This window comes from Methylocaldum sp. GT1TLB, from assembly GCF_051027445.1.
Classification (GTDB): Bacteria; Pseudomonadota; Gammaproteobacteria; order Methylococcales; family Methylococcaceae; genus Methylocaldum.
This window is the reverse complement of record NZ_CP194898.1, coordinates 2,837,756-2,861,482: the sequence shown is the minus strand read 5'-3', so window position 1 is coordinate 2,861,482 and position 23,727 is coordinate 2,837,756. Positions and strand designations below refer to the sequence as shown.

Sequence of the window (23,727 nt, the reverse complement as noted above, 5' to 3'; positions counted from 1 at the left end):
AAAAGTAATATCGCAAATAGATTGATACCAAGCCCTCTCGGGTTTGCGACATCTTGTATGGAACCTTCCAGCATATTCAAAGGTATGGCGAATCCGGGATCCAATTTGAAAACGAAGTTTTCACCATAAATGAAAACCACCTGTAATGAATAAAAACCATTACGAGCTGTCTTCCGATGGAAAGGCGAACCGCGGTTAAAATCCCGCCGGAAAATCCGATAATCCCGAATATAAGACATGGGATATTGAGATGTTGATGATCGCGGATGGAAATAAAGCTGCCGGATAATGCGGATGCGGAAAGCAGGAGCGTGATTGCCGAAAGTGCAAGTTGTTTCTTTTTCATGGATCTCTCTGCAAGGCAGGACGACGCAATAGCGAACTCAATTCCACTTCTCCATTCACCCGATGCCGAATTTTTTCGATGGAACGATCAATCGTGCCGAATCTGCGCGCAGGCATTTAGAGCGTTTTCATCTCGCTCGTACGGCAAAACAGGCCTGGCAGGAGTCGTTGGCGCCTTCGGCTCGGGTGAATGGATTCAAGCATTTGTAGGTCGGCAATCCTTTCCCAATCGCAAACGGTCGCTTTAGTCGCGACCCTTCCGACGAAGACGCTCCGGCCGGGACGTGGCGTCGGGAAGGGATTCCCGATCTACGGGGATGCACGGTCGTAGGTCGGCAATCCCTTCCCGACGAAGACGCTCGGCCGGAGCATGGCGTCGGGAAGGGCGGCTTCGGCGCTCCAATCGCAAACGGTCATCCCAGGAGCGCTGGGATGACCCTTCCAATTGCAAACGGCCTGGCCGGGAGCGCCGGCCACGCCCTTCCCGAAAACGCCGTTTGCGATTGGAAGGGGGACTTTGGTGCTCCCAAAGTTCCCGTTTGCGATTGGAAGGGTCGCGACTAAAGCGACCGTTTGCGATTGGAAGGAATTCCCGACCTACTCGCCAGTGCCCGTACAGTAGGTATGAAAATGCTCTATTAACCCGGCCTATAAATATAGGCCGGGTTAATCCGGGGCAGGGATGCCCCGGCGCGGCGACAAGCCGCGTGAGCCCAGGCCGGGCGTGTACCGGCCTGGGCGGCGGCCCGAAATACCAGGAGGGTATTTACGGGCCTGATTAATAAGTACATTCAGGGAAGTCTTGCGGCATAGGCAACCTGCAGGACAACCCCGCCAGTCAAGCCAATCTGTCGAGATCCCGCAAATATTTGCGGAATGTACTTAGGCCTATTCCTGTAGGTCCCAAAAACCCTTCGACTCGGGGCGAACGGTCTACCGAGATAGGCTCTTAGAGTTCCCGCTGTCGATATTCCCGCGGCGAGCAGCCGAAGCGCTGCTTGAAAGCCCGGCTGAAATGCGACAGATCGTTAAACCCCCAGCGGAGCGCGATTTCGGACAAGCTGTGGCCTACATGCGCCGAGTCGAGCAGGTTTTTCGCGCAATTTTCCAGCCGGCGCCGCCAGACATGGCGCATCAGGGAGGTCTCCTCGTCCTTGAAAAGATCGTTGATATAGCGGGCCGACAAGCCCACGCCGCTCGCGACCGATTCGACATTCAGGCCGGGGTCGGAAAGGTGCCGCTCGACGAACGCCTTGACCCGGTAGAGGGAGAGCGAACGGCTGCGGGAGAGATGAAAGTTCGCGGGACGCACCGAATTTATGGCGAGGGTCAGCAGGCCGAGCGACTGTTCGGCAAGGGCGGAGAACTCGTGCGGATTCAAGCGGCCCGCCTGGCTGGCGGACCCGCGAAGGAACATGGACGCCACGGCGCCGATGCCGTCTTTTCCGGGAATCCGGCGCGCCGTGCAGTGCTCGATTCCGGCAATTCTGTCTCTCAGCATCGTGCGCGGAATAGAGACGATCAGTTTCGAAAAAGTCCGCGGGCAGTAGATGCGGTGGGGCCGGGTGGCATCGTAGAGGGTGATGTCGCCGGGTCTTAGAAAAACCTCCCGTCCCTGCTGTTCCAGGGAGTATTGGCCCGAGAGCAACACCACCGCGAAATAGGCGTCCTGATCGGATCGATACGGCTCGCCCGGCAGCCGTTCGATGCCGATGGCGTTGGACCGGATAGCGGAGAGGCGCAGGTCTTCCCACGGATATATCGTCATCTCGTTGAACAATGCGCCGTCGGCGGGTGGGCTGATTTCCACCTTGACGTACTCCCGGCCAATGACTTCCCGCAGCCAGCCCTGCCTCTCGCTTCTGGGCACATCGGCTGTGGATAGCGTTAAGGCCTTGGTATTCGATGTGTGCATGGATCAGGTTCGCGTTTTTCTCGATGGCTCCGGATAGTAGGCGTGCGGCAAACGGCTGTAAACGGCGAAACCGCCGTTTCAGTCAAGTTTTCTTTCCGTCCCGATCCAGCGGACAAAGGCGGAAATATTCATACTGCGCGGCACCGATTTGTAACCGGAATTCACGATGAGATTGACGATGCAGCAAGATTCAGGACTCGCGGGAAACATGATATTGCTCAGAGGCGCCGCGCTGTGGCTGTTGATGGCTCTGGTTCTGGCCTGGTGCATGGTCGGCCTGGGATTCGGTCTGCCCGTGCTGCCGGCCATTTTTCCGGGCAAGTTCACCCGCCTCTTGCAGGCGCATCTGGATTTCCTGCTCATGAGCGCCCTGATTTTCGGCTTCTATGCCGCCAGAGTGCCGCTGCCCTGGCATGTGCGCTGGGCCATGGTGGTCGGTGCCTTCACCAATTCCAGCCTGTTTTTGATGCAGGCGATGTTTCCGGTGCTGGATACTCCCACGCCCTCGGACGGTTTGTTTCCGGCGGCGTTTCGGCTGTTTTTGCTGGCTAGTATCGTCCTCACCAGCTACGGTTTCGGCAAGGGGGCGGTCATCGTATTGCGATCGACATTCAGGAACGATTGAAGCTCGACGGACGCCCTCCGGCGCATCACCCTGACTCGGCCGGATCGAGTTCGCAGAGGCTGGGCAGCCAGGGGAGGTCAGTGACGCCGTAGTCGAGCCCCAGTTGGCTCAGCAAGGTCGTCAGTTGTCCTCGGTGGTGGGTCTGATGGTTGAAGAGATGTGCGACCAGCAGCCAGAAGGGCCGGGTGCGCGTTTTACGGTCCGAAAGGCTGGTATAGGTGAAGGGCTGAGCGAGACGTTCGGGAGAGAGTGTCCGGGTCCAGTCGAGAATCTTCCGGTCCATCGTCTCGCGCTCCCGCCGCAAGTCGTCGAACGCGGAATAAAGTTCCTGGCCCAGGGCTGCCGTTGTCAACGGCAGCCCAGCCAAGCGTCCCATCCAGATGAGGTCGGCATGGAGCAGGTGATTGAGCGTGCCGTGAATCGAGCCGAAAAAAGCGCCGAGATCCTTTTTCCGGAGTTCGTCGGGAATTTCGGCGCACACCCGGTAGAGCTTCTCGTTCATCCAGGCGTTGTATTCGGCCATGGTTTCGTAATAGCTGAGCTCGTACATGAGACTATTGCTCCAATCTGCGTTTTCGTAGCCCGTATGCAGCGCAGCGGAATACGGGGAAAGAGGATTATTCGTTCACCGCGACCACCGCTTCCTTGCGGGCTCTCGACCGGCCGGTGCTATTGATGAACACCACCGATCCGATGATGATCGCCGATGCCGACAGGATGCGCGGGGTCAGCGGTTCCTGCGCGAACCAGTTGCCGAGGAACACCGCCACCAGCGGATTGACGTAGGCGTAGGTCGCCACCAGCGGAATCGGCGCGTTTTGCAAGAGCCAGGCGTACGCGACGAAACCGATCATAGACCCGAAGGCGATGAGATACGCCAATGCCAGCCACGAGTCGGTGGAAACCTCCGAAAAGCTGAATCCCTTCAATTCGCCGTTCATGGCGCTCGCGGCCATTAGGGCGCAACCGCCGGCCAGCATTTCCGCGCCCGTCGTCATCAAGGCGGACTTCGGCAGATTCATGGTTTTGCCGCAGATCGAGCCGAGTGCCCATAGAAATCCGGCGATCAGGAGCGCCGCCACGCCGAGAGCGTCCAAATGCAGGTCGTCCGAGAATTCCGACGGGCCGACCAGCAAGTAAATCCCGGTGAAGCCGATGGCCAGCCCGGCGATCACTCGGGCCGTCGGTCTGACGCCGTTCGGCCTGAGCGCGTCGGCGATCACCATGAACATCGGCACCGCGCCGATAATCAGCGCTGCAATGCCCGATGGAACGGTCTGCTCGGCCCATGAGACCAGCCCGTTGCCGCCGAGGAGGAGCAAGGTGCCGACGATGGCTGCCGATCGCCATTGGCGAAGGGTCGGCATGGCATCTCCGGCCGCGCGTCGCCAGATCAGCAAGATCACGCCTGAAACGAGGAAGCGGAGCCCGCCCGACAGAAACGGCGGAAGCGTTTCCACCGCGAAGCGGATCACCAGATAGGTCGAGCCCCAAACGAAATAAACCGCCAGCAACGCTAGCCAAATCCTCGTTTTCATTCCTCGAACGCCTGGATGACCTCGGTTTCCGATTTGCCGGCCTCGATCCATTCAACCATGGCAGGATGGCCGAGCACCGTATTCACGTAGTCCTGCGCCACGGGACCTGCATCGAGCCGATAGGTCCAAAAACGCAAGGCCACCGGTGCGTACATGGCATCGAGGACGGTGAAGCGGCCGAACAGCCAAGGACCGTCATTCGCGTGCCGCTCCCGGCAGTCCTGCCAGATTTGCCCGATTCGGGCGACGTCCTTTTGAGCGTCCTCGGGCAATTCCTTGGCAACCGGTTGTCGCCGGCAGTTCATGCTGCAATGTATGCGCAAGGCCTGAAAGCCCGCGTGCATTTCCGCCGCGAGCGAGCGGGCCTTTGCCCGGTCGGAAAGAGCTTCAGGCCATCCGCCGGTCTTCGGGAATCTTTCGGCCAGATATTCGAGTATGGCCAGGGAATCCCAGACAGTAACCCCATCGTTCACCAGTACGGGCACTTTTCCGGACGGCGAATAGGCGGTGATGCGGCTTGCCGTGTCTTCTCGATAGAGGGGAATCCGGACCTCTTCGAAGGGAATGCCGTGGTGTTTCAGAAACAGCCAGGGGCGCAGCGACCAGGAGGAATAATTCTTGTTGCCGATGACCAGGGTCAGATTCATGAGAGACAACTCCTTTTCGATGAAAAAAGTTCAGATGGACAAGGACGGGCTGTTCGTGCGGTTTCCACCGCGGTCGGTGATTTCCCCCAGAATTTCCGCGATCAGGCCGATGCCCCGCTCGATGTTTTCCGGAGCCGCATGGCTAAAGTTCAGGCGCAAGGCCGGGTAACGCTGGTCTCTTGCGGGAAAGAACGGTTCGCCCGGCATGAACGCCACGTCGCGCGTGAGGGCCGCCTGGAGCGCCGCCAGGGTATCGCACTCGCGGGTCAGACGCAGCCAGAAGAACAGGCCGCCGGCAGGCGCCCGCCACTCGGCGAGCCCCTCGAAATGGCGCAGGAGGGCGGCCTGCATGGCGTCGCGCCGTTCCCCGTAGACCCGGATCATCCGCGCCATGTGTTCGTCGAACCCGGCCGAGCTCAGAAACCGCGTGAGCCAGGCCTGGCCGATGCGGTTGGTATGCAGATCGCTCGACTGCTTCAGCCGCACCAGTCCGGAGAAGAGTTCCGGCGACGAAGCGAGATAGCCCACCCTGAGGCCCGGCGCGGTGATCTTGGAAAAGCTCCCGAGATAAACCCAGGGCGCCCGTTCCAGATAGGCGCAGATCGGGGTACGGTCGACCGTCTGGTAGACCAGGTCCCGGTACGGATCGTCTTCGATCAGGGGCACGCCGGTTTCGTCCAGAACCTGGGCTACCGCGCGCCGGACTTCGTCCGAGTAGCAATACCCGGAAGGGTTCTGGAAAGTCGGGATCAAATAGACGAAAGCCGGTCGGCGACGGTCTATGGCCAGGCGCAACGTATCCGGATCGACGCCGTCGGCGGACAGCGGAAGTCCTTCGAATTCCGCGCCGTACACGCCGAGCGCCTGGATCGTGGCGAGATAGGTGGGCGCTTCCAGCAAGACCTGCGAGCCTTCGTCGACGAACAGCTTCCCGACCAGGTCGATGCCCTGCTGCGAGCCGGATGTCACCAGCACCCGATCCGCGTTGCAATCCACCCCCAATGTGGACAGGTTCTGCGCGATCAGGCTCCGCAAGGCAGGTTCGCCTTCGCTGGGGCCGTACTGGCGGTAGTCGTCGGCGAGGCCTTCGAAATCCAGGGACGGCATCAGTTCGTCCGCGGGCAATCCGCCGGCGAAGGAAATCACGCCGGGCCGCTGGGTGACTTGCAGGATGTCGCGGATCAGGGAACTGGTGAGCCGCTCGGCACGGCGGGACAATCGAAGCGTCATGGGATCGTTGATTCCTCGGTAAAGGATTGAAGCAGTATTTCGCCTTGCAGGTATTTTACGGCCCGGCCCGAGATGAGAACGCGTTCCCCCCGCAGTTCGCATTCCAGTTCGCCGCCCCGGCTGGACAGTTGTCTCGCGGAGAAGCGGGTTTTCCCGGTGCGCTCCGCCCAGTAGGTCGTCAGCAGGCAGTGGGCCGCGCCGGTCACCGGATCTTCCGGAATGCCGACCTTGGGTGCGAACATGCGCGAAACGAAATCCACCGAGCGGCCCGGCGCCGTGACGATGACGCCCATGAGGTCGAGCTTGGCCAAAGCCGAGAAGTCGGGCTGCAAGGAGCGTATGTCCTCTTCGTCGGCAAAAACGCAAAGGTACATGGCGCCGCGCAGGACTTCCAGGGGATTGCGTCCCAACCCTTCGGCCAGGAGGTCCGGGCAATCGCAAATCATGCCGTGACTCGCCGGAAAATCCAGCGTCATGAACTCGTTCTCGCGGCGAACCCGGAGCTCGCCGCTGCGGCTGTCGAAGATCACTTCCCGCAAGGCCGGCTCCATTTCCCGGAACACCACATGGGCCGCGGCCAGAGTCGCGTGGCCGCACAGGTCCACCTCGACCGTGGGCGTGAACCAGCGCAAGCTGTAACGCCCGTTCCCGCCGACCAGGAAAACGGTCTCGGAAAGATTGTTTTCCGCGGCAATCGATTGCAGCGCGGAATCGTCGAGCCAGCGACCGAGCACGCACACGGCGGCCGGGTTGCCGCCGAACAGGCGATCGGTGAATGCATCGATCTGATAGATGGGAATACGCATGGATTTTTTTACCTTCCTAGAGCGTTTTTTATTGCGGCTTGGCGGCGAGCATCGGAGATGCGTGGGTCGGCAATCCTTTGCCGACAGAGCTCCCGCCGACGGGCTGCGTCGGCAAAGGATTGCCGACCTACTTCGTGCGCTACGCCAAACCGAAAAATGTTGGTTTAGTAGGCCGGGAATCCTTTCCCGGCGTAACGGCTCGACCAAGCCACCTTGAGTCGGTGGGTTACGTTCCGCTAAGCCACCACAATAAATGTTCATTCAAATGCCGAATGGACTATCAGAGACCGGACATGCCCACGTAACCGGGCAAGGACCGGATGCGTGCGATCCATTGCCCGATGTGTGGAAATTCGTCCAGTACGACGCCGCCTTCCGGAGCGAGAGCGACGTACGGATAACAGGCGATATCCGCTATGGTTGGGTGGTCGGCGGCGAGCCATCGATTTTTTTCGAGATGATTCTCCATGACGCCCAATCCGGATCTTCCCAGATCCTGGCATTGCGCCAGATCCCAGGGACGGTTGAATTTGGTTACCGCCCGAGCCCGTGCAAGCCCGTACAGGATTTCGTTTTCCGACAAGGCCAGCCACTGCATGACCCTGGCCATCGTTTCCGCCTCGGTAGGGAGCCACCGTTCGCCCCCGTATTTTCTGGCCAGGTACACCAGAATCGCCATGGAGTCCCATACGACGGTGCCGGCATCGTCCAGCACCGGAACCTGGCCGCGCGGATTTAAGGCCAGGAAGGCCGCCTGCTTGTGTTCCCCCTTCATCAGGTCGACGGGTATGGATTCGTAGTTCACCCCTGACAATGAACAAAACAGCCTTATCTTGTAGCAGTTACCCGATAATTCCATGTCATAAAGCTTCATGATCGTTCCTCATTAAGATTTGATTTTTCTCGGTCCGTAATGTCATTGAATGGCGAATTCGGCGGCCTTCGCGCTTGATTTCCGCCGACTGCCGCATCGGAGAGTGCTGACTGACCCAAAGGCTTGTCACTACGACGGCAGCCACGCCGAGCAGCGAACCGCTCAACGCCTCCCCCAGCCATAACGCGGAGGCGCCCAAGGTCAGGAATGGCTGCAGCAGTTGTATCTGGCCGATCTTTGCGATACCGCCCACGGCCAGACCGCGATACCACAATATGAATGCCAGGAACTGGCTGACCACGGCGACATAAGCGAACCCGGCCCAAGCGTCGAACGGCGCCGAGAGATCGGTATGCGCCATGATCCAGCACAGCGGTCCCAGCAACCAAGGCACCGACAGCACCAGGGCCCAGCTGATCACCTGCCAGCCCCCCAGAATGCGGGTCAGCCTGGCGCCCTCGGCATAACCGAGCGCGGCCAGCAAAGACGCCACGAACAGCCAGAGATCGCCCGAGCGAAGGCTGCCGCCCCCGGCTTCGAAGGCGAACGCGAACACCGCGGCCGCACCGATCAGCGCCGCGATCCAAAAGCGTCCGGGCAGCCGCTCGCCCGCCAACCACGCGCCGAAACAGGCCGTGGCCAAGGGCGTGACCGAAAGCGCGATGCCGCCGTGGGACGCCGGCAGTTCGCGCATGGCCCAGGCCGAAAGCACCGGGAAGCCGATGATGACCCCCAATGCGACCAAGGCTAAGCCTCGAAGCTGATGACGCTTCGGCCAAGGTTGCCGGGTGACCAGCAAAGCGATTGCCGCCAGTCCAGACGCAAGCACGCCGCGTCCAAAGGCAACGAACCAGGGATCGAGATGCAGGACGGCGACGCGCGTTGCGGGCAAGGTCAGACTGAAGCCGGCAATTCCCAAAATAGCGAGAAGCCAACCCCGGCGTATCTTCGACGTGTTCGACTGCATGACAACCGATTCCCCGAGCGTGTTTTCGTAGCGTGGTGGCCGTACAATAAATTGCCGCCGGCGGACAATACAGATACAGTTGACGATCCGTTCGGCCATCCTGTACCGGTCGCGGAGCCATAACAATCATGAATTCCCTCAACCTCGATCCCCACGACAGCCGGCCCTTGATCGAACAGATCGTGGCGGGCATCAAGCAGCGCGTCGACGAGCGCGCCTTGCGGCCCGGCGCGCGCCTGCCGTCGATCCGGCATTTCGCGAACGAGCACCGGGTCAGCAAGTTCACCGTGGTCCAGGCCTTCGACCGGCTGGTGGCGATGGGCTATCTGAAATCCCGGCAGGGGTCGGGTTTTTACGTGGCTCAACGCTCGGAATCCGGCGCTGCGGTGAATCAGTCCTGCCGGCTCGAGCGGGCCATGGACGTGCTCTGGCTGCTCCGCAACGCCTTGCAGGAACAGCCGCACATCGCCATGCCCGGCGCCGGCTGGCTGCCCGGCGAATGGATGGACGGCGAGGGCATTCAGCGCAGCCTCCGCACCCTCGCCCGCAAGAGCGGCACCTATCTGACCGGATACGGTCTGCCGGCCGGCTACGAACCGCTGCGGTCCCTGCTGGCGCGGCGGCTCGACGATCAGGGCATCGGCTGCTCTCCCCGGCAGATCGTCACCACCCGCGGGGCCACTCATGCCCTGGACCTGATCAGCCGGCTGTTCGTCAAACCGGGCGACGCCGTGCTGGTGGACGATCCCGGCTATTACACCCTGTTCGGTTACCTGAAGCTTTCGGGGGCGCGGCTGGTCGGCGTACCCTGGACTACTCAGGGGCCGGATACCGCCGCGATGGAAAGCCTCATCGAGGAGCACCGGCCCAAGGTGTTTTTCACCAACACGCTGCTCCACAACCCGACCGGCGTCAGCATTACCCAGGCGGTGGCCTACCGGGTTTTGCAACTGGCCGAGCGCTACGATCTGATGATCGTGGAGGACGATATCTACGGCGATTTGTTGACCGGACAGGCGACGCGCCTTGCGACGCTCGACCAGCTGGAGCGGGTGCTGTTCGTCAGCAGTTTTTCGAAAACCGTTTCCGCAAGTCTCCGGGTCGGTTTTCTGGCCTGCAAGTACGAAATCGCCGAGAGTCTCACCGATCTCAAGCTCCTGACCAGCCTGACCACCTCGGAAATCGACGAGCGGCTGGTCTACGAACTCCTTACCGACGGCTATTACCGGAAACACCTGGAAAAACTGCGCTCACGCCTCCGCAAGGCGCGCGGCGAGGCGGTCAGAAACCTCGAAAGCAGCGGGCTGGAAATTTACCAGGACGCGGAGGACGGACTGTTCATCTGGGCTCGCCGCGATGCGTCCGAGAATGCCACGTCGCTGGCCGCGGCGGCGGCCAAGCAGGGCATCATGCTGGCACCGGGCGCTCTGTTCAGACCTCAGCAGGAAGCCTCGCCCTGGCTGCGCTTCAATGCCGCGGGTTGCGGGAATCCGGCCATTTTCCGGTTTCTGGATGAGGGGCTTGCCGGCTGGGATTCCGGAACGGATTTCGACGACTGAAACGTGCCCGGCGGAAGTCGTTGGCGCCTACAGTCAGGATAGATCGACTCAAACCTTCGTAGGTTGGCAACCCTTTGCCGACGAAGACGCTCGGTCGGGATGCGGCGTCGGGAAAGGATTCCCGACCTACCGGGCGGCACGGTTGTAGGTCGGCAACCCTTTGCCGACGAAGACGCTCGGTCGGCAGGTGGCGTCGGGAAAGGATTCCCGACCTACGGGGCGACACGGTTGTAGGTCGGCAATCCTTTGCCGACGAAGACGCTTATCGTTTATCCACCATTTCGGGGCTCACTTCGAAGCGGCCGATATTCCTGAAAACGGGCGCGGGGTTCACGCCGAAGGTATCGCGAAAGCTGTGGCTGAAATGCGTCGCGTCGGCGAAACCCGCGTCCAGCGCGGCGCGGGTCAGAGTGTCGCTGGCATGCAGCAGTTCCAAGGCCGACACCATCCGCTTCCACAGACGGAATCGACGGTAAGGCAGGCCGGTGCACTGGCGGAACAGATGAAGGAAGCGGGAGGGTGAAAGGTCGACCAGCTTCGCCAACTCCTCTTGCGAGAAATTCCGGTCCGGCTCGCGGCAAATTCGCTCGATGACCTGCCGAATGCGTTCATCCAACTCGATCGGCGGCTGATCGCGGGTATTCAGCAGCCGATCCAGGCGCTGTTCGACGGCGATACGGTTCGGGTCTTCCTCGTGGACCCAGCGAAAGCATTCGATCGTTTCCGCATCCTCGAAAAACCTTACTGTCGTTTCCGAATACGGAAAACGCTTCCGGAATCCTGTCGCGTCGGGGCCGTTTCGCTCCACGAACAGCTTTCCGTGCACGCCGCCGGCCATATCCAGGGCATGCCGAATCCCCGCGGGCACCACCGCGCAACGGCAACTCCGCCATTCGCCGTCTGCCAGCCTGATCCGAAACGGGCGATAGATGCCCACGTGCAGCACGTTGGCGCCATAGACGTGGGTTTCCAGATGCTGGATCGGACCGCAATAGAGTACCCGTCCGTGTCCCATGTAAAGCTGCGAAGTCCCGGGATAAAGCGCGCGCATAGCCAGTTTATGCAAGTCCTGTCGGCGAGACGTGAGTACAATCCCGAGCGCCGGCCATAGGCGGAGACGGTCTGGCGGCTCGGCAATCCATAGTGATACGCCGTCCATCATAATGAACCGGAACCGGCGTTTTCCAGAACTTTTCCGGGAGGATTTCCATGAACGACACATTGACACGCACGGAATTTCAATCGCGTTTCGAGGCTTTGCTGAGCCAGCTCTCAAAGGACAATATGATCGATTACGCCTTCATCGATATTCCCTCGGATCGAAAACCCTGGCTGGATACCGGCATCGACTTGTCCGCGGGCGAGCGGGTGACCACCTTTGCCGTGGGCAAGACCTGCCTCAAGGGCACCGATCTCTGGTTCGGCGCCGATTTCCAGCTATGGTGCCGAATCGGTCCGGACGGCGAAATCTTCCGCGGCACCCGAGCGAGCAATACCTTCGCCGTAGAAAAGCCGGATCGGCTGTATCTCGCCAGCTATTTTCCCGGCGAATGGGCCACCCGAACCGGCGAGTTGGCGACGCCGGACGAAGTCTACGAGCAGGCGAGCGGTTGCCTGGCGGCCTTGATCGTACGCTGGCGGGTCGAACCGATCGAAGGGCTGAAAAGGCTGGCGGCGCTCGGCGACGTGGACGGCCTAGTCGCGTCCGAAATCGACCGTTTGACCGATCCGGTCGTCCCGCCGCCAGGTTGGAACTATCTGTGGTTCGTGGGGCCTGCGGAAATCTACCGATCCTGCCGGACTCCGGAAAAGGAACCGGCCATCTGCTGCCACACCCATCGCGATGTGGGTTTGTTGCAGAAGGACGTTTCCCTGCCATTCGAGCCGAACACGCGCTTGCGCTGGGCCTGGCGCATGGATCGCCTGCCCTCGGAGGTGCGCGAGGACACGCTCGCGACCCACGATTACATGAGCATCGCCGTGGAATTCGACAACGGCCAGGACATCACCTATTACTGGAGCGCCGAGCTGCCCGTGGGCACCGCCTACCGCTGCCCGATTCCCACCTGGACCGCGCGCGAAACCCATGTGGCGATCCGTTCCGGCCGCGAGGGTCTGGGCGATTGGTTCAACGAGGAGCGCGATGTCCACCGCGATTACCTGGACTTCATCGGCGGCCCGCCGCCGGCTCGCATCGTGCGGGTGTGGCTGATCGCAGTGAGCTTCTTTCAGGGGCGGGAAGGAGAATGCCGGTATTCCGGCATCGAGTTCGTGACGAGGGAAGGGGTGACGTCGATACAATAAGCCCGGCTGCGTCGTGGCGGCTTAACGCAACGGCGTTATCGTTGACGGGACCAATCCATGCATTTCGATTTACGCGATCTCGAACTGTTTGTCGCCGTGGCCGAGGCCGGCAGCATTGCCAAGGCGGCCGAGCACTGTCATACGGTCGCTTCGGCCGTCAGCAAGCGGCTGTCGGATCTCGAAGCGGGGTACGGTACGGCGCTGCTGGTGCGGAGCAGCAAGGGCGTCGCGCCGACGCCGGCCGGCCTTGCATTGCTCGTACGCGCCCGCGCCGTCCTGCATCAGGCCGGGCAACTGGACCGGGAGCTGCGCGGCTATTCGGCGGGAGTTCGAGGGCAGGTGCGGGTATTCGCCAACATCTCGGCCATCGTGGAATTCCTGCCTTCGGCGCTCGCCTCGTTTCTGTCGGCCCATCCGGAGATTCAGGTACACCTGGAAGAGCACGTGAGCGGCGTCGTCGTCCGGGCCGTAGCCGACAATCTTGCCGATTTGGGCATCGTGAGCGAGATAGCCGCCGAGGACGGGCTCATGATGATTCCGTTCCGCGAAGACGAACTGGTCTTGATCGTTCAGCCGGACCATCCGCTGGCTTCGCGCGAGCGCGTCGATTTTTGCGAGACGCTGGACTCGGATTTCGTCGGGCTCCACAGCGACAGCTCGCTGCACTACCGGCTACTCCGCGCCGCCGCCGATGCGGGCCGGCCGCTCAATCTCAAGATACGGGTTACCAGCTTCGACGCCGTCTGCGCCATGGTGGCGGCGGGGCTCGGCATCGGCGTGGTGCCGCGGGCCGCCACGACGCCTTATACCGCATCGCTGGGACTGGTGCCGGTCGTTTTGAACGATGACTGGGCAAAGCGCCGGCTTCATCTCTGCGTCCGTTCGCTGGAGGGGTTGTCAGGGGCGGCGCGGCTGTTGTTGGATCATCTCGCCGGAGGAGCGGCTTAGAGCATCCACGGTCCTATGGGGCGGCCGGCTGCCGCAGGTCGGAAATTCCTTTCGGACACAGCTCAGTCGGCAAAGGATTGCCGACCTACGATCGTGCCGCTGTGGCATCTACGGTTCTGTGCGGCGCCACAGCTGCCATAGGTCGGAAATTCCTTTCCGACACAGCTCAGTCGGCAAAGGGTTGCCGATCTACGACCGTGTCGCTCTAGGTCGCTCGGCCCGCGGCTTGATTTCCAAGGCGGTATCCGCGACCGGATCATCTCGCCGGCGGGGCGGTTTGATTCGGGCCATCGCGAGACGCGATGGCGACATCGCCAAACATCGTTTTTCCTCCATGCGTTCTTTCGGCATTCTTGCTCACACCTGTTCATTACGAGGAGAAAAACGATGTATCGCTGGAACCCGGAAGACTATGCCCGCCATTCGGCCGGTCAGGAAGCTTGGGCGCGCGAACTGTTGAGCGGCCTGAACCTGCGCCCGGACGACCGGGTGCTGGACATCGGCTGCGGCGACGGCCGAATCACGGCGGAACTGGCGCAGCGGGTGCCGTTCGGCGGCGTGGTCGGCGTCGATCTTTCGGAAGACATGATCGGCTATGCAGCAAGACGGTTTCCGGCGTCGGATTACCCTAACCTCGAGTTCCGGCAGGCGGATGCCCGGACGCTGCCTTTCGACGAGGAATTCACCGTGGTCTATTCCAATGCCGCTTTGCACTGGGTCCGGGATCATGAGCCGGTATTGGCCGGCATCGCCCGTGCGCTGAAGCCGGGCGGCCGCTGCCGGATGGAGATGGGCGGCCGGGGCTCTGCCGCCGCGCTGATCGCGGCGTTCGAGGCCGTGGCGGACGGTCCCGTGTGGCGGGAGAATTTCGAGAACTTCGAATCGACCTTCGGTTTCCACGATGCGGAGAGCTATCGCCGCTGGCTAGGGGAGGCGGGGCTCGACGCCGAGCGGGTCCGGCTGACCGACAAGGACATGGTGCATGCCGGCCGCCAAGCCTTCATCGGTTGGCTGCGCACCGCCTGGCATCCCTACACGTCGAGAGTCCCGGCGGAGCGGCGGGGGCTCTTCATCGACGCTGTCGCCGAGCGCTACCTGGCCGGAAATCCTCCCGACACCGCGGGACGGGTCCATGTCGCCATGGTGCGGCTCCAGGTGGAAGCGAAAAAATGAGCCGCTTTTGGCTGAAGGGCAAAGGTAGATGGAAATTAGAGCTGCGACTCTGAAGGATGCGCCGTTTATCAGCTCAGCGCACTTCTTCGCGAGCTTGAGCGTTTTCATCTCGCTCGTACGGCAAAACAGGCTTGGCGGAAGTCGTTGGCGCCTTCGGCTCGGGTGAATTGCTTCAAGCATTCGTAGGTCGGCAATCCTTTGCCGACGAACCCGTTAGCCCAACTTCACCGTCGGGAAGGGATTCCCGACCTACTCGCGAGTTCCCGTACAGTAGGTATGAAAATGCTCTTACCGGCAGGTTCATCGCGCATGAGCTGTCCGAAGAGGCGGCGGGCCGTTTGCTCGAATCGATGGATGAATGGGCAATCCGCAGCGGTCGACGTTTCAGGGGTGATTTGTATACCCATGAAGCTGGAGCTGGCGGCCAGACGCTTCGGAAGTGAGGAAACCCGTGGGCAGCCTACGATGTTTTCGGGTAAAGCCAGCCGGCCAGAATCCCATAAACGGCGAACTCGACCACGCCGAACAGAAACCATTGTGCCGCCAGGCTTCCCGGAATGGGGTACAGCAGGTATTGATTGAGATCCACCAAGAGTCCGGCGAGAACGGCGAAGGACAGGCCGTGAACCAGCCCTTCCTTGATGCCGCCGTTCCGTGCGCAGCGAATGTAGCTCAGGACGAAGAGCAATGCGATGCCGGCCGTGAGCAGCAGCGACAGCCACAAGCTCCTTTCCGCCTCCGGCCTGGCGATACCGGCCAACGCGGCATCGGCGTCGCGGAGAATCACCATGTGGACCAGACCGTTCCAGAGCAATGCGAATACGAAGATGGCGGCGGTCGCGAGAAGAAGACGTCTTGGGTTCAGGTTCATGTCTTGGTTCGGTTTGAGCATGATGGATTCGGGAGAAGGAAACGGCAGGCCGATTATACGTCGATGTTTTCCTCGACATAGGCGTAGAGGACCTGGTCGATAAGGACGCCGTCCTTGAAGGCGGCACGCCGCATTACCCCTTCCCGTTTGAACTCGGCTTTCTCCAGCACCCGCATGGAGGCCGGATTCCACGCAAACACGCGGGCTTCCAGGCGAATCAGGCCGAATCGCGACATAATTTCCGGCACGAGCGCGCGGGCCGCGGCCGTAGCAATCCCCCGTCCCCAATACGGCTCGCCGAGCCAATAGCCGAATTCGGCGGATTTGGCATAAATGCCCTCCCGCGGGTCGATGCCGATTCCGCCGATGGCGCGGCTGTCCACTTCGATGGCCCATGAGGTGCGGACGGGCATCCCGGCGACATGAGCTATCCACCAGTTCGCGTCTCTTTCCGTGTAGGGATGGGGGAATCGGTCGGTCAGATTCCGCCATATCTTGCGATTATTGGCGAGCGCCACGAGATCGGCCTTGTCGTGCTCCGACCAATCGCGGATCACGCCATGCTCGAATTCGGTCCGCATGGGTTTTCTCCTGGGTAAAAACCAACAATATCTATTCACTGCATAGGGGAGCGTCGGTGTTGGCTCTCAAACCGGCTTTACGTGCCCTGAACTCGATGGGTGTCGTCTATCGACGGATTCGCCTCGACCCGCACGATGCTTTTCACCGCCTCGCGCAGCCAGATGTGGCCGGGGTCCCGGTCGTGGCGGGCGTGCCAGAGCATCGAAACCGTGAAGGTCTCGATCTCGATCGGCGCGGGGCTCAGGGTGAGCTTGAACGCTTCTGCGCAGCGCCGCGCCATGGACGCCGGCAGGGTGGCGATGGCGTCGGCCTCCTTGAGGATGAAGGGCAGGGCGGAGAAGCGCGTGGTTGAAAGTAAAACCCGCCGTCGCAAATTTCGGCGCGCGAGCGCTTCGTCCACGACGCCTTCGAAGCCTCCGGAGAAGGACATCAGGAGATGGGGCAGGGCGAGATAGTCTTCCAGGCCGATGGGCGAGGGTATGCCCAGCCGCGCGCCGTCGAACAGGCACACATAGCCTTCCCGGTAAAGGTTCTCCTGGCGGTGCCAGCTCGCCACGTCCGTGAATCGCGAGACGCCGAGGTCTATTTCCTGGTTGTCCAGTAGTTTCGCTCCCTGTTCATGCCCCGCGAGACGGATCGCGACACGCACACCGGGCGCCTCGCGCTGGATGCGCTCGATCAGGCTCGGGGAGAGCGCCACCTCGATGCTATCCGGCATGCCGAGGCGGAAGCTGCGCTCGGCGGTGGCCGGATCGAAGCGCGGAGTCCCGTACATTTCCCGATGGATGATTTCGAGCGCCGGACCGAGCTGTTCCGCAAGTTCCAAGGCCCTGGCAGTCGGCTCCATGCCTTTCGCCGTTCTCAGGAAAAGCTCGTCCTTGAACATTTCCCGTAGTCTCATCAGCGCCGCGCTCACCGCAGGCTGGCCGAGATATAGGCGGCCGGCCGCCCGCGTCACGCTCCGTTCCTTCAGGAGAGCGCTGAATACCGGCAGCAGGTTCAGGTCCGCCTTTCTAAAATCGATTTCGTTGATGTTTTCAATCATAACAATCGATTTGAATAATAGAAAAACGATCCTCAGAATTCAAACCGCGGCGGAAAGCTCTAAGAGCTCTAAACAGTGCTTTTAGAGCGACCCGCAGTCTCTATCGTTCGGAGGTCACCATGTCTTATCGCAAAAAAGCCCTGATTACGGGCAGTTCCCGTGGCATCGGGAAGGGTATCGCTCTCAAACTCGCCGCTCAGGGCGCCGATGTCGCCATTCATTATTACCGCAACCGGGAGGCTGCCGACGACACCCTGGCCGAAGTGCGCCGGCGCGGCGCGGACGGATTCATCGTCCAGGCGGACATTTCGAACCCGGCCGAAATCGCCCGGATGTTCGATGAAGTCGGCGAGCGATTCGAGGGGCTCGACATATTTGTAGCCAACGCCCGGCCCGAAGCCGCCGAATTCTTCTATCCGCCCCTCGAAATCACTCCCGTACAGTGGGATTCGGCCTTCGATTCCCAGGTCAAAGCCTTTCTCGTCGCAGTGCGGCAGGCAGTGCAGCTCATGCGCGACGGCGGCCGAATCGTCGCCATAACCCACTCGCCCGGTGGCCGCACAGGGAGCCTGCAACCCTGGGTTGCCATGGGTTCGGCCAAGGCGGCGCTGGAGTCGCTCGTCCGCTACTTTGCCGTGGCTTTGGCCAAGCGAGGCATCACGGTGAATGCGGTCAGTCCCGGCTGGATCGAGGACAGCGTGCTGAACAGCCTGCCCGAACCGGCACAGGGCGCCATCCGGCGCTGGCATACCCGCGGCTGGACTCCCATGGGCCGGCTCGGCACGCCGGCCGACATCGGCAATGCCGTGGCCCTTCTCTGCTCGGAGGATGCCGGCTGGATTACCGGCCAGGTACTCTTCGCCGACGGCGGCGCGTCCCTGATGGACGCCGGACATCCGCCCGAGCTGCAGCTCGGCTGGTGACCATAGCCCTGCTATTCGTTTCTCCGGCGTGAGCCGAGCGAACTCGGTATGGCGGAGCGTCGCCGAGAAATCGTACGGGGAAACAATCTCGCGGGCTGCGGATGCGCTTCCGGCGAAACCGGTTGCGAGGATGCCGGATTTTCCTATCCGCCTTTGGGTGGGGAATTCCGGCGTTCTCGCCGTCAGGCCGGCCGTTCATAGTTCCAGGCGCACGCCGGCTACGGGATTCATGCCCCGCGCATCCGCTCCGGAGCCGGGTTCCCGGTAGTTCTTGTCCAGCCTGCTCTCCAGGTCCAACTGTGACGCCCGGTGCCGATTCGGCTACCGGCGGGCGCGCAGATTCAGGGTTGCCCGGCTGGCTCGGAAACAAACCGTGCGGTCCTTTATTGATCAGGCCCGTAAATACCCTCCTGGTATTTCGGGCCGCCGCCCAAGCCGGTACACGCCCGGCCTGGGCTCACGCGGCTTGTCGCCGCGCCGGGGCATCCCTGCCCCGGATTAACCCGACCTATATTTATAGGCCGGGTTAATAAACACCTATCTTCGGTGCTGAGAGCCGATCAATTCGTTGTACGCGCCCGGCCGCGAAAAACCGCGGCCAAACCGGTGGCCATCAGCCAGAACGCGGAAGGCAGCGGAACCGGGGAAACCGTCGTGGACGAGACACTGGCCGCCAACGCATTTCCGTCCGCGTCGCCGAGTGCGTTGACGGCCAGTCTCAATGGGCTGCTGCCGGCTTGCCGGAAATTAAAATTAACTACCGCCAGGGTAAAACTGTCGGCCTGCAGGGTATTCAAGTCCTCCGGCGAATCAAAGGACAGTTCGAACAGGTTCAGCACCCCGCTACCGCTTGACCCGACCGAAGTGACGTTTGCCCCGAAATCGAGAACATCCAGTTCGTCCCCTAGCACCGGATCGCCGAAACTGGTACCGACATATTCCAAATGGCTGCTATCGAAATTGAGATCCAGATCGTAGCTGCCTAGCGAGGGCGCTTCGCCGGCGCCTAGTCCGGATATCGTGATGCCGACCGCGACCGACCACCCGGTTCGGCCCACCGGCATGACCCCCAGTGTGATCGCGGACTCGGCGAGTCCCGATGCGGACAGCAACAGCGCAGCTATTAAAGGCTTACAGTAACGGTCGAGCATCTTGATAGTTTCCTGTTAACGAGTTCCTTGAGGGAAAGATTTCGGGAAACTCCGATCCGGTTCTTGGCCAAGTTCAGGACGAACGATCGCTCGTCGACGACGCGAACCATGGGCAGAAACCGGGTTTTCCGAGTTTCCGTCGATGGATAGGGCGAGGTATCCATGCCTCACTCGGCTGCGCACCGAGGACGGGTACACGACAAGGTCAGCTTGCGGGCATCGAGCGCGTCGATCGTACCGTTCTTGTCGATATCGCGGGGATCGTCCGGACCGGACGCGGATTGATTCCGCACGGCGAGGATCAGGTCGATATCCAGGCGATCGATATCCCCGTCGCCGTCCAGATCGCCGGCCAGCGGGGTCGTTTCGCACGAATCGGGAATATGATCGGCATCGGCGTCACCGGCCCGGCCTTGTTCGATATCCAGAACGTCCGACACGCCGTTTTCGTTGCAGTCCGGAAACACGTTCAGATAGTACACGTCCTGCTCGCCGTTGAAGGTTGCGGTATAGGCAACGCTTGCGCCGTCCCTCCTGGAAACCAGGGTCGAATAGTCCCCCATCTTTTGGGAAGCGTGCGGATAGCCGATCGTGGTATCGAAAGGCTGGCTGACCGGAACGTTTTTGCTCCACGTTGCGCCGCCGTCCCATGAATACGCGTAATACAACCGCGAGACGTTATAGCTGCCGCTATCGCGCGTGTCGTACCAAACGGCATCGATGCGCGAGTTCGGAGCTACCCCCATCATGCCGAACCATTGCCACGAATCTTTATTGGGTTCGTCGTCGTTGACCCTGATCGGCGCCGACCAGGTCTCGCCGCCGTCGCTGCTTCGGACGAATTTGATGTCCAGATTGTCTTCGCCGGGCGGATCCACCGTCGCCAGCACATAGACCTTGCCGCGCAACGGCCCGTTGGATCGGTCGACGTCGACTTGAACGTCGCCTATGGGACCGTACCGATTCGGATTGTTTCGAAAATTGAATAAAGGCGCGGGACCGCCGATATCCAGGATCTGCGTCGTAAAGGTGGGTGTCGAATCCGGATCTCGCGCGTCCAAGGACTTCGAGAAAATGTGCTGGTAGTGGTTTCGATTCTGGGTCTCTTCGTCCCATTCACTGGGTTCGAGCCGTCCGGCGATATACAACTCGCCTTCCGGCCCCACCGCCATGGTGCCGAAACTCGGGTTACCGGGAATCCCCACCGGTAGTTCGAAGCTCGCTCCGCCGTCGATGGAACGGGTGAAACAGTAGTCATCGCCGGTTTCGCGCCAGTTGACGTAGACATGGCCATCGCCGATTCCGCCGCTACGGTCTACCGCGAGCTGGCCTTTGTCGCCGCCTCGTCCGTGGGCGAATACCGGTTCTTGCCAACTGCGCCCGCCGTCGATCGACTTGATGACTTGAATGTCTTCGATATAGATGCCTTGCTCGTCGAAACGCAGACTCTGAAAGTAAAAGTTCCCCTGAGCATCCACATCGATGACCGGATTGCTTCGGCCTTGTCCCGGCGTCAACGATCCCGGAAAGGTCCAGCTGGAACCGCCATCCTGGCTATGCGCCCAGCCGCCTTGGCGAAAGGAGGACTGCACGGAGTCGAACTGACGCCAGGCGATGACGATGTTGCCGGGGTCCAGCGGATTGATGGCCATGGTGGGCTCGTTGGCCGCATCGCCGGTAATGTTTTGACCGGCCGCGTCGACGTTGACCTGGATGCTGATGTAAGGACCAAAAGCGGAATGCGTCGCTGCGGCGTCGGCGCATGCGAACGCCAGTATCCATCCGGACCACACCGCGGCATGCCGTCCCGGATGTGGATTGCGTAAACCGGACCGTATCATGCGCGGTAACTCCGGGATCTGCCGAACAGGCCGAATCCGGCGAGACCCGATACGAACAGCCACACCGCGGCCGGAACCGGTACCACGGTGGTTTGAAAACTGAAATCGCCGACGATCGCGCCCACGGTGCCGCCAAAATGCTCCCATCCCGGCCCGACCCCGAGTTCGCCCGACAGGGTGAACGAATTCGGGTCGAGCCCCATCGCCACGTTGAACAAGTTGAAGGATTCCGATCGGAAAGAATAATGGTTATAGAGCGTCCAGCCCGATTGGCCGGTATCGGCATCGATGTTGGCCGCATCGAATTCCAACGTGTAGTCTCCGGAGACGATGCGGTTGCTCGGCGATCCGGTATCGATCCGGAAACGGCTGACGCCGCCAAGACCGATCGCGCCGGTGACGCTGCCCGCGAAATCGCCCGGATCGAACGTCAACGTGGTCGGCTTGGTTCTCCGGCCGACCGGGACGTCGACGGTAGCGCCGTTGACGGCGAATTCGAGACCCGTGGCCGGGATTTCGCCGACGCCCGGCACAATATGATCTTCCAAAATTTGCGCGTTGTTGCGCACCGCCGCGGCTTGTGCATCGAAAAATTCCTCCAGATATATGGAAGGCGCATCGGTCGCGTCCAAGGAGACGGCGGCGGCCAGCGCATCCCGGTCCAGGTTCATGATCAATGCGCCGCCGGAAACGGTGGCGGCGGTCGCCGTTGCCGGAAGGAATGCCAACCATGCGGCTAGAAATGTCAAACAGGGTGCAAGAGTTTTGCCGAATCGCGAGAGTCGGTGGCGTGTAGTCATGAGGATAAGTCCGTAACAGGTCGAAGGTGGGAGCGTTTATCCGGCCGATTGGCCGGATAAACGCGATAAACGGCCCCCGGGCGGCTCGGCAGCCCGGGTCGACGGCCTCTATTCGGCGATCAAGCGGATAAAGCCGCCTGGACCGACTTTCGGCGGGCGCCGGCCAGCAGGCTTAACAAGCCGCTGCCGAACAGCCAGACCGCTGCCGGCACCGGAACCACGGCAGGCGAAACCAGAGTGAAGGTAGCGGCTTTACCGGCGGAGTTCGAGCCGTCGCCGCCGAACAGGAAAGCGGTCATATTGGGTGACCACCAGAGTTCCCCGGTCATGAGCAATTCATCGCCATTGGTGGTAACGCTGATGTTGCGGGCATCGTAAGTGGACGTTCTGAAGCTCGTGTTGTTCCACAAGGTCCAGCCGCTGTTGACGCCGTCATTTCGATTCGCGTTGTATTCGAAGGTGTAATCTCCGGACGTCAATGTACCCGTGAAACTGCCACGGGTCATCACGACACCGTTCAACCCGATCTGGCCGTTGGCGATAAAGGCGGACGAGTCGACCAAAGCATCCTGACTGGCGTCCCAGGTCAACGTGGTGGGCTTGTTGGCGCGGCCGCCGGCGCCCGTTGGAATTCCGGTGCCGGTCAGATCGGCGGGATTGACGACGTATTCGAGCGTTGACGGCGCGGGGTAGGTGTTGGTGGGCACCGTTATGATATCCGCAATGGTCGAGTAAGTATCGGCCACCGCCTTGGGAAAGAAGTTCGCGACATAATATTCGGTTAACCCGCCAGGACCGATGGTTAGTCCTTCCAACAGGTTGTTCGGGTTGTCATAGGTAACGCTGAAAGTTCCCCCGTGCAACACACCGGCATCGGCCGAATTGGCCATGATCAGGGCAGCCGCTGCGAGAATGGTCTGTCGGATCTGCATTTTCTTGACCCCAAATTTTTGCATGGATTTTTTCCTGTGATTTGAAACATCGAGAGGTTGTGCGGCAGGCTCGAGAAATCCATAGCCCTTGAATAACTCTCACAGGAGAGGCGGCCCGGCCGTCTTGAATACCAAGACCCGCGGCTTTCCGAGTCCGCCTCGCGGCGGAGGTGGCGAAGGCGTCTCGTCCCTGAGACCGATATCATCCTGGGCCAACGGACAGGCATGCGCCCAACCGCCAGTCGTCGCTGATAAGAACCGCCGAAATGACAATGACAATAAGGCTCGAAAACTGGCGTTCTTATCGGGCAAGTCAAGCTGCTAAAGCAGATACCGTGCCAGTGAGCAGGGGTATTCCGAGACTAACAAGCTGTAATTTGAAAATACCGGGGAACGGTGGAAGCAAAGCGTAATTTACCTGGGAACACATGCCAATTTACAGGCATGTCACGGGAAAGAGGCAGCGAGTATCAGTGCATTAACAAATGTATCGTTAATGCGTAGGTATCCCGGCGCCCATGGCGGATATCAATGCGCGACAAACCGCATTATGTGGGGAGCAGGTTAAATGCCACAATTCAATGCGCATGACATCATCATAATCTGTTGTCTTATTTGACATTAATCGTCTGTCCTGTGAAATCCCGCAAG

23 protein-coding genes and 1 riboswitch are annotated in these 23,727 nt (G+C 60.8%); of the genes, 6 read left to right on the top strand and 17 right to left on the bottom strand.

Features of this window, described 5'->3' with window-relative positions:
• Positions 1-76 precede the first annotated feature (76 nt).
• On the bottom strand, positions 77-346 hold the full coding sequence (locus ACR2R1_RS12435) for a hypothetical protein (protein ID WP_156880796.1): 270 nt from the start codon (positions 344-346) through the stop codon (positions 77-79).
• Positions 347-1,294: 948 nt separating this feature from the next.
• On the bottom strand, positions 1,295-2,260 hold the full coding sequence (locus ACR2R1_RS12430) for a helix-turn-helix domain-containing protein (protein WP_434110297.1): 966 nt from the start codon (positions 2,258-2,260) through the stop codon (positions 1,295-1,297).
• Between the two features lie 178 nt (positions 2,261-2,438).
• Between ACR2R1_RS12430 and ACR2R1_RS12425 the strand changes: the two genes are divergently transcribed.
• Complete coding sequence (locus tag ACR2R1_RS12425; RefSeq protein WP_077731761.1) at positions 2,439-2,885, top strand: hypothetical protein; 447 nt, start codon at positions 2,439-2,441, stop codon at positions 2,883-2,885.
• Between the two features lie 25 nt (positions 2,886-2,910).
• On the opposite strand, the gene ACR2R1_RS12420 is transcribed toward ACR2R1_RS12425, so the two are convergent.
• The 7 genes from ACR2R1_RS12420 to ACR2R1_RS12390 form a co-directional block, all read right to left on the bottom strand.
• Positions 2,911-3,435, bottom strand: a complete 525-nt coding sequence (locus ACR2R1_RS12420; RefSeq protein ID WP_077731704.1) for a DinB family protein — start codon at positions 3,433-3,435, stop codon at positions 2,911-2,913.
• Positions 3,436-3,502: 67 nt separating this feature from the next.
• Entirely contained in the window at positions 3,503-4,423 is a 921-nt protein-coding gene (locus ACR2R1_RS12415) for an EamA family transporter (protein WP_434110295.1), read from the bottom strand.
• On the bottom strand, positions 4,420-5,070 hold the full coding sequence (locus ACR2R1_RS12410) for a glutathione S-transferase family protein (RefSeq protein WP_434110293.1): 651 nt from the start codon (positions 5,068-5,070) through the stop codon (positions 4,420-4,422). Before ACR2R1_RS12410 ends, ACR2R1_RS12415 begins: the two co-directional genes overlap by 4 nt.
• 30 nt (positions 5,071-5,100) lie before the next feature.
• Positions 5,101-6,300: a PLP-dependent aminotransferase family protein gene (locus ACR2R1_RS12405; RefSeq protein WP_434110291.1), complete on the bottom strand. Its 1,200-nt coding sequence runs from the start codon at positions 6,298-6,300 to the stop codon at positions 5,101-5,103.
• The gene (locus tag ACR2R1_RS12400; protein WP_434110289.1) at positions 6,297-7,106 is read right to left on the bottom strand and encodes a PhzF family phenazine biosynthesis protein; all 810 of its coding nucleotides are present in this window, start codon (positions 7,104-7,106) and stop codon (positions 6,297-6,299) included. The genes ACR2R1_RS12405 and ACR2R1_RS12400 overlap by 4 nt, the downstream gene beginning before the upstream one ends.
• Before the next feature lie 280 nt (positions 7,107-7,386).
• On the bottom strand, positions 7,387-7,980 hold the full coding sequence (locus tag ACR2R1_RS12395; protein ID WP_434110287.1) for a glutathione S-transferase family protein: 594 nt from the start codon (positions 7,978-7,980) through the stop codon (positions 7,387-7,389).
• Positions 7,967-8,947 carry a DMT family transporter gene (locus ACR2R1_RS12390; protein ID WP_347258675.1) on the bottom strand — a complete coding sequence of 327 codons (981 nt, stop codon included), beginning with the start codon at positions 8,945-8,947 and terminating at the stop codon, positions 7,967-7,969. Before ACR2R1_RS12390 ends, ACR2R1_RS12395 begins: the two co-directional genes overlap by 14 nt.
• Before the next feature lie 128 nt (positions 8,948-9,075).
• On the opposite strand from ACR2R1_RS12390, the gene ACR2R1_RS12385 reads away from it, so the two are divergent.
• On the top strand, positions 9,076-10,506 hold the full coding sequence (locus ACR2R1_RS12385) for a PLP-dependent aminotransferase family protein (RefSeq protein ID WP_086133629.1): 1,431 nt from the start codon (positions 9,076-9,078) through the stop codon (positions 10,504-10,506).
• 262 nt (positions 10,507-10,768) lie between these two features.
• Here ACR2R1_RS12385 and ACR2R1_RS12380 read toward each other — a convergent pair whose 3' ends face one another.
• A complete protein-coding gene (locus ACR2R1_RS12380) occupies positions 10,769-11,572 on the bottom strand; it encodes a helix-turn-helix domain-containing protein (protein WP_168183764.1) in 804 nt (267 codons plus the stop codon).
• Positions 11,573-11,715: 143 nt separating this feature from the next.
• On the opposite strand from ACR2R1_RS12380, the gene ACR2R1_RS12375 reads away from it, so the two are divergent.
• From ACR2R1_RS12375 to ACR2R1_RS12365, 3 genes are all read left to right on the top strand, one after another.
• Positions 11,716-12,810, top strand: coding sequence for a DUF3047 domain-containing protein (locus tag ACR2R1_RS12375; RefSeq protein ID WP_347259229.1), 1,095 nt, complete (start codon positions 11,716-11,718; stop codon positions 12,808-12,810).
• 57 nt (positions 12,811-12,867) lie between these two features.
• Positions 12,868-13,758, top strand: coding sequence for a LysR substrate-binding domain-containing protein (locus tag ACR2R1_RS12370; protein WP_434110284.1), 891 nt, complete (start codon positions 12,868-12,870; stop codon positions 13,756-13,758).
• Positions 13,759-14,145: 387 nt separating this feature from the next.
• A complete protein-coding gene (locus tag ACR2R1_RS12365) occupies positions 14,146-14,931 on the top strand; it encodes a methyltransferase domain-containing protein (protein WP_347258852.1) in 786 nt (261 codons plus the stop codon).
• A 460-nt stretch (positions 14,932-15,391) separates the two neighbouring features.
• On the opposite strand, the gene ACR2R1_RS12360 is transcribed toward ACR2R1_RS12365, so the two are convergent.
• The 3 genes from ACR2R1_RS12360 to ACR2R1_RS12350 form a co-directional block, all read right to left on the bottom strand.
• A complete protein-coding gene (locus tag ACR2R1_RS12360) occupies positions 15,392-15,823 on the bottom strand; it encodes a hypothetical protein (protein WP_077732799.1) in 432 nt (143 codons plus the stop codon).
• Between the two features lie 32 nt (positions 15,824-15,855).
• Positions 15,856-16,383 carry a GNAT family N-acetyltransferase gene (locus ACR2R1_RS12355; protein WP_434110281.1) on the bottom strand — a complete coding sequence of 176 codons (528 nt, stop codon included), beginning with the start codon at positions 16,381-16,383 and terminating at the stop codon, positions 15,856-15,858.
• 77 nt (positions 16,384-16,460) lie between these two features.
• Complete coding sequence (locus tag ACR2R1_RS12350; protein ID WP_156880804.1) at positions 16,461-17,429, bottom strand: LysR substrate-binding domain-containing protein; 969 nt, start codon at positions 17,427-17,429, stop codon at positions 16,461-16,463.
• 119 nt (positions 17,430-17,548) lie between these two features.
• On the opposite strand from ACR2R1_RS12350, the gene ACR2R1_RS12345 reads away from it, so the two are divergent.
• The gene (locus tag ACR2R1_RS12345) at positions 17,549-18,352 is read left to right on the top strand and encodes an SDR family oxidoreductase (protein WP_434110279.1); all 804 of its coding nucleotides are present in this window, start codon (positions 17,549-17,551) and stop codon (positions 18,350-18,352) included.
• 560 nt (positions 18,353-18,912) lie between these two features.
• On the opposite strand, the gene ACR2R1_RS12340 is transcribed toward ACR2R1_RS12345, so the two are convergent.
• The 4 genes from ACR2R1_RS12340 to ACR2R1_RS12325 all read right to left on the bottom strand — a co-directional run bounded on the left by ACR2R1_RS12340 (position 18,913) and on the right by ACR2R1_RS12325 (position 23,100).
• The gene (locus tag ACR2R1_RS12340) at positions 18,913-19,503 is read right to left on the bottom strand and encodes a hypothetical protein (protein ID WP_434110277.1); all 591 of its coding nucleotides are present in this window, start codon (positions 19,501-19,503) and stop codon (positions 18,913-18,915) included.
• A gap of 167 nt (positions 19,504-19,670) precedes the next feature.
• On the bottom strand, positions 19,671-21,344 hold the full coding sequence (locus ACR2R1_RS12335; RefSeq protein WP_434110275.1) for a hypothetical protein: 1,674 nt from the start codon (positions 21,342-21,344) through the stop codon (positions 19,671-19,673).
• Positions 21,341-22,144 (bottom strand): VPLPA-CTERM sorting domain-containing protein, encoded by an 804-nt coding sequence (locus ACR2R1_RS12330; RefSeq protein ID WP_156880807.1) that lies wholly within the window; start codon positions 22,142-22,144, stop codon positions 21,341-21,343. The genes ACR2R1_RS12335 and ACR2R1_RS12330 overlap by 4 nt, the downstream gene beginning before the upstream one ends.
• A 119-nt stretch (positions 22,145-22,263) precedes the next feature.
• Positions 22,264-23,100, bottom strand: a complete 837-nt coding sequence (locus ACR2R1_RS12325) for a hypothetical protein (RefSeq protein ID WP_434110272.1) — start codon at positions 23,098-23,100, stop codon at positions 22,264-22,266.
• Positions 23,101-23,182: 82 nt separating this feature from the next.
• Positions 23,183-23,261: riboswitch (cyclic di-GMP riboswitch) on the bottom strand.
• Positions 23,262-23,727: the final 466 nt, after the last annotated feature.

Coding starts and splice junctions, on each gene's coding strand:
- ACR2R1_RS12435 (WP_156880796.1), bottom strand. CDS start 346: ATGAAAAAGAAACAACTTGCACTTTCGGCAATCACGCTCCTGCTTTCC.
- ACR2R1_RS12430 (WP_434110297.1), bottom strand. CDS start 2,260: ATGCACACATCGAATACCAAGGCCTTAACGCTATCCACAGCCGATGTG.
- ACR2R1_RS12425 (WP_077731761.1), top strand. CDS start 2,439: ATGCAGCAAGATTCAGGACTCGCGGGAAACATGATATTGCTCAGAGGC.
- ACR2R1_RS12420 (WP_077731704.1), bottom strand. CDS start 3,435: ATGTACGAGCTCAGCTATTACGAAACCATGGCCGAATACAACGCCTGG.
- ACR2R1_RS12415 (WP_434110295.1), bottom strand. CDS start 4,423: ATGAAAACGAGGATTTGGCTAGCGTTGCTGGCGGTTTATTTCGTTTGG.
- ACR2R1_RS12410 (WP_434110293.1), bottom strand. CDS start 5,070: ATGAATCTGACCCTGGTCATCGGCAACAAGAATTATTCCTCCTGGTCG.
- ACR2R1_RS12405 (WP_434110291.1), bottom strand. CDS start 6,300: ATGACGCTTCGATTGTCCCGCCGTGCCGAGCGGCTCACCAGTTCCCTG.
- ACR2R1_RS12400 (WP_434110289.1), bottom strand. CDS start 7,106: ATGCGTATTCCCATCTATCAGATCGATGCATTCACCGATCGCCTGTTC.
- ACR2R1_RS12395 (WP_434110287.1), bottom strand. CDS start 7,980: ATGAAGCTTTATGACATGGAATTATCGGGTAACTGCTACAAGATAAGG.
- ACR2R1_RS12390 (WP_347258675.1), bottom strand. CDS start 8,947: ATGCAGTCGAACACGTCGAAGATACGCCGGGGTTGGCTTCTCGCTATT.
- ACR2R1_RS12385 (WP_086133629.1), top strand. CDS start 9,076: ATGAATTCCCTCAACCTCGATCCCCACGACAGCCGGCCCTTGATCGAA.
- ACR2R1_RS12375 (WP_347259229.1), top strand. CDS start 11,716: ATGAACGACACATTGACACGCACGGAATTTCAATCGCGTTTCGAGGCT.
- ACR2R1_RS12370 (WP_434110284.1), top strand. CDS start 12,868: ATGCATTTCGATTTACGCGATCTCGAACTGTTTGTCGCCGTGGCCGAG.
- ACR2R1_RS12365 (WP_347258852.1), top strand. CDS start 14,146: ATGTATCGCTGGAACCCGGAAGACTATGCCCGCCATTCGGCCGGTCAG.
- ACR2R1_RS12360 (WP_077732799.1), bottom strand. CDS start 15,823: ATGCTCAAACCGAACCAAGACATGAACCTGAACCCAAGACGTCTTCTT.
- ACR2R1_RS12355 (WP_434110281.1), bottom strand. CDS start 16,383: ATGCGGACCGAATTCGAGCATGGCGTGATCCGCGATTGGTCGGAGCAC.
- ACR2R1_RS12350 (WP_156880804.1), bottom strand. CDS start 17,429: ATGATTGAAAACATCAACGAAATCGATTTTAGAAAGGCGGACCTGAAC.
- ACR2R1_RS12345 (WP_434110279.1), top strand. CDS start 17,549: ATGTCTTATCGCAAAAAAGCCCTGATTACGGGCAGTTCCCGTGGCATC.
- ACR2R1_RS12340 (WP_434110277.1), bottom strand. CDS start 19,503: ATGCTCGACCGTTACTGTAAGCCTTTAATAGCTGCGCTGTTGCTGTCC.
- ACR2R1_RS12335 (WP_434110275.1), bottom strand. CDS start 21,344: ATGATACGGTCCGGTTTACGCAATCCACATCCGGGACGGCATGCCGCG.
- ACR2R1_RS12330 (WP_156880807.1), bottom strand. CDS start 22,144: ATGACTACACGCCACCGACTCTCGCGATTCGGCAAAACTCTTGCACCC.
- ACR2R1_RS12325 (WP_434110272.1), bottom strand. CDS start 23,100: ATGCAAAAATTTGGGGTCAAGAAAATGCAGATCCGACAGACCATTCTC.